The organism is Rhodoplanes roseus, assembly GCF_003258865.1.
In the GTDB taxonomy this organism is placed as follows: Bacteria; Pseudomonadota; Alphaproteobacteria; order Rhizobiales; family Xanthobacteraceae; genus Rhodoplanes; species Rhodoplanes roseus.
This window is the reverse complement of the sequence record NZ_NPEX01000375.1, coordinates 876-4,607: the sequence shown is the minus strand read 5'-3', so window position 1 is coordinate 4,607 and position 3,732 is coordinate 876. Positions and strand designations below refer to the sequence as shown.

Genomic DNA, 3,732 nt, shown 5'->3' with positions numbered 1-3,732 from the left:
GTCATGCCCGGCCTCGTGCCGGGCATCCACGTCTTTGCAGCGCCGCGGCGGAGGAGGACGTGGATGGCCGGGACGAGCCCGGCCATGACGTGCGATGAATGGATGATCCCGTCTGCTATCACGCCGCCTTCTTGTCGGCGATGGCGGCGAGGTCGCGAAGGATCGCGGTCGAGCCCTTGAGGCGGTCGATCGGCTCTTCCCAGTCGTCGAAGAACACGACCTTCATGTCGGGCCGCACCTTGGCGCCGACGCCCTGCTTGCGGATGTAGAAGACGAGCCCGGCCGGATCCGCGAAGGTGTCGTCGCGGAACGAGATCACGGCGCCCTTCGGGCCGGCGTCGATCTTCGCCACGTTGGCGCGGCGGCACAGCGCCTTCAGCAGCACGGTCCGCAGCAGATACTCGACCTCCGGCGGCATCTTGCCGAAGCGGTCGACCAGCTCGGCCGCGAAGGCGTCGATCTCGCGCTCGTCGTCCATGTCGGCGAGCCGGCGATACAGCGCCAGCCGCACCGAGAGATCCGCCACGTAGTCCTCCGGGATCATCACCGGCATGCCGATGGTGATCTGCGGCGACCAGCGGTCGGCGACCGGCTCGGAGACGCCCGCCTTGAGGCTCTCGACCGCCTCCTCCAGCATCTGCTGATAGAGCTCGAAGCCGACCTCCTTGATGTGGCCGGACTGCTCGTCGCCCAGGAGATTGCCGGCGCCGCGGATGTCGAGATCGTGCGAGGCGAGCTGGAAGCCGGCGCCGAGCGTGTCGAGCGACTGCAGCACCTTGAGCCGCCGCTCGGCCGTCGGGGTGATCTTGCGGCCCGCCGGGATCGTGAACAGCGCATAGGCGCGGGTCTTCGAGCGGCCGACCCGGCCGCGGAGCTGATAGAGCTGCGCCAGGCCGAACATGTCGGCGCGGTGGACGATCAGCGTGTTGGCGGTCGGGATGTCGAGGCCGGACTCGACGATCGTGGTGGAGAGCAGCACGTCGTACTTGCCGTCGTAGAAGGCCGACATGACGTCTTCCAGCACGGCCGCCGGCATCTGCCCGTGCGCCGTGACGACGCGCGCCTCGGGCACGTGCTTGTCCAGGAACTCCTTCGCCTCCGCCAGATCCTCGATCCGCGGGCAGACGTAAAAGGCTTGTCCGCCCCGGTAGCGCTCGCGCAAAAGCGCCTCGCGCACGATCAGCGGATCGAACGGCGTGACGAAGGTGCGCACCGCGAGGCGGTCGACCGGCGGCGTCGCGATCAGCGACAATTCGCGCACGCCGGTCAACGCGAGCTGCAGGGTGCGCGGGATCGGCGTCGCGGTGAGCGTCAGCACGTGCACCTCGGCGCGCAGCTTCTTCAGCCGCTCCTTGTGGGAGACGCCGAAATGCTGCTCCTCGTCGACGATGACGAGGCCCAGATCCTTGAACTTGATGGTCTTGCCGAGCAGCGCGTGGGTGCCGACCACGATGTCGACCTGACCCTCGAGCAGGCCTTTCTTGGCCTCCGCCGTCTCCTTCGGGGTCGCCAGTCGCGAGAGCTGCGCGACATTGACCGGGAAGCCGCGGAAGCGGTTCGAGAAGGTACGGAAATGCTGGCGGGCCAGGAGCGTCGTCGGCACCACGACGGCGACCTGCTTGCCGTTCATCACGGTGGCGAGGGCGGCGCGCAGCGCCACCTCGGTCTTGCCGAAGCCGACGTCGCCGCACACCAGCCGGTCCATCGGCCGGCCGCCGGCGAGATCGTCCAGCACGGCGTTGATGGCGTTGTTCTGGTCCTCGGTCTCGTCGTAGGGGAAGCCGGCGCAGAACTCGTCGTAGACCCCCTGCTGCAGCCCGAGCCGCGGCGCCTCGCGCAGCTGGCGCTCCGCCGCGATCCTGATCAGCTCGCCCGCGATCTCGCGGATGCGCTGCTTCATCCGCGCCTTGCGGGTCTGCCAGCCGGCGCCGCCGAGCCGGTCGAGCTCGACCGCCATGTCCTCGGAGCCGTAGCGCGACAAGAGCTCGATGTTCTCGACCGGCAGATAGAGCTTGTCGTGGCCGGCGTAGTGGATTTCCAGGCAGTCGTGCGGGGCGCCCGCCGCCTGGATCGTCTTCAGCCCGATGAAGCGGCCGATGCCGTGATCGACATGCACGACGAGATCGCCGGCCGACAGGCTGGTCACTTCGGCGATGAAGTTTTCCGCCTTCTTGCTGGTCCGCCGTTGACGGACCAGGCGATCGCCGAGGATGTCCTGCTCGCCGATGACGGCGAGGTCGTCGGTCTCGAAGCCGGACTCGATGCCGAACACGGCGAGCGCGACCTCGAGCGCCGGACGCGCCAGCACCTCGGGCCAGGTCGCGACGTTCGTCAGGTTGACGAGCTTGTGGTCGGACAGGACGTGGCTGGTGCGGTCGCGCGCGCCCTCGCTCCACAAGGCGATGACGACGCGCTTGCCGGCGCCCTGTAGCCTGTCGACATGGGCCTTCAGCGCCTCGAACACGCTGCCGGCATTGGCGGTGCGCTCGGCCGCGAAATTGTGCCCGGCCCGGGTGCCGACGTCGATCACGGCCGCCGACGCGGCATTGCCCTTCTCGGCGGCAGCCTCGGGGGTCGCGAAGGGCGTGACCCGCACCAGCGGCCCGTCGGCGAGCTTCTCACGCCATTCCGTCTCGGTGAGGTAGAGCTTGTCGGGCGGCAGCGGCTTGTAGGGCGGACCGCCGCCCTCCATCGTCACGGCCTGCTTGCGGGCGTCGTAATAGTCGACGATCTGCGCGAGACGCTCGTGCGCGGCCTCCTCGGCCAGCGGCTCGAGCGCGACCGGCGTGTCCGGCAGGTAGTCGAACAGCGTGTCCATCCGGTCGTGGAACAGCGGCAGCCAGTGCTCCATGCCGGGATAGCGGCGGCCTTCGCTCACCGCCTCGTAGAGCTGGTCGTCCGAGCCGGCGGTGCCGAAGGTCGACACGTAGGCCTGACGGAATTTTCTGATCGTCTCGGTGACGAGCTGGAACTCGGCCACCGGCACGAGGTCGAGCGCGTGGAGCTGGTCCTGGGTGCGCTGGCTCTCGGGATCGAAGGTGCGGATCGACTCCAGTGTGTCGCCGAAGAAGTCGAAGCGGACCGGGTCGTGCAGGCCGGGCGGATAGAGATCGATGATGCCGCCCCGCACGGCATACTCGCCGGGCTCGCGCACCGTCGCGGTGCGCAGATAGCCGTTGAGCTCCAGCCAGCGGGTGATGCCCTCCATGGCGAGCCGGTTGCCGGGCGCCGCCGACAGCGCCTGCCCGGCCACCACCTTGCGGGCCGGCACGCGCTGGACGATCGCGTTGACGGTGGTGAGCAGCACGGTCGGCCGCTCCGAGCCCTTCAGGCGGGCGAGCCGGGCGAGCGCGATCATCCGGTCGGCGACGATGGCGGGATGCGGCGACACGCGGTCGTAGGGCTGGCAGTCCCAGGCCGGGAACTCGAGCTGGACGAGGTCCGGCGCGAAGAACCGCAGCGTGCGGGCGAGCTGGGCCATGCGGGGCCCGTCGCGGCAGACCACGGCGAGGCTGACGGCCGGCGGCTTCGGCCGGGCCGCGACCGCGCGGGCGAGATCGCCGAGGACGAACCCCTCCGCCCCGTCGGCGACGCTCGACAGGGTCAGGGCGCGGCCGGGCGCCAACAGCTCGGCCGGAGAACGCGTCTTTACGAGTGCCATGAGGTGTCTTTGGTTTTCGTCGTCCGGCGGACTCTGGACGGGGTCATTCCGGGGCGCCGCGCAGCGGCGAA

1 protein-coding gene is annotated in these 3,732 nt (G+C 69.6%); it reads right to left on the bottom strand.

All coding sequences use genetic code 11. From position 1 onward, the window contains the following. Nucleotides 1-118 precede the first annotated feature (118 nt). Entirely contained in the window at nt 119-3,661 is a 3,543-nt protein-coding gene (gene mfd, locus CH341_RS28430) for a transcription-repair coupling factor (RefSeq protein ID WP_111422484.1), read from the bottom strand. Between the last annotated feature and the right edge of the window lie 71 nt (nt 3,662-3,732).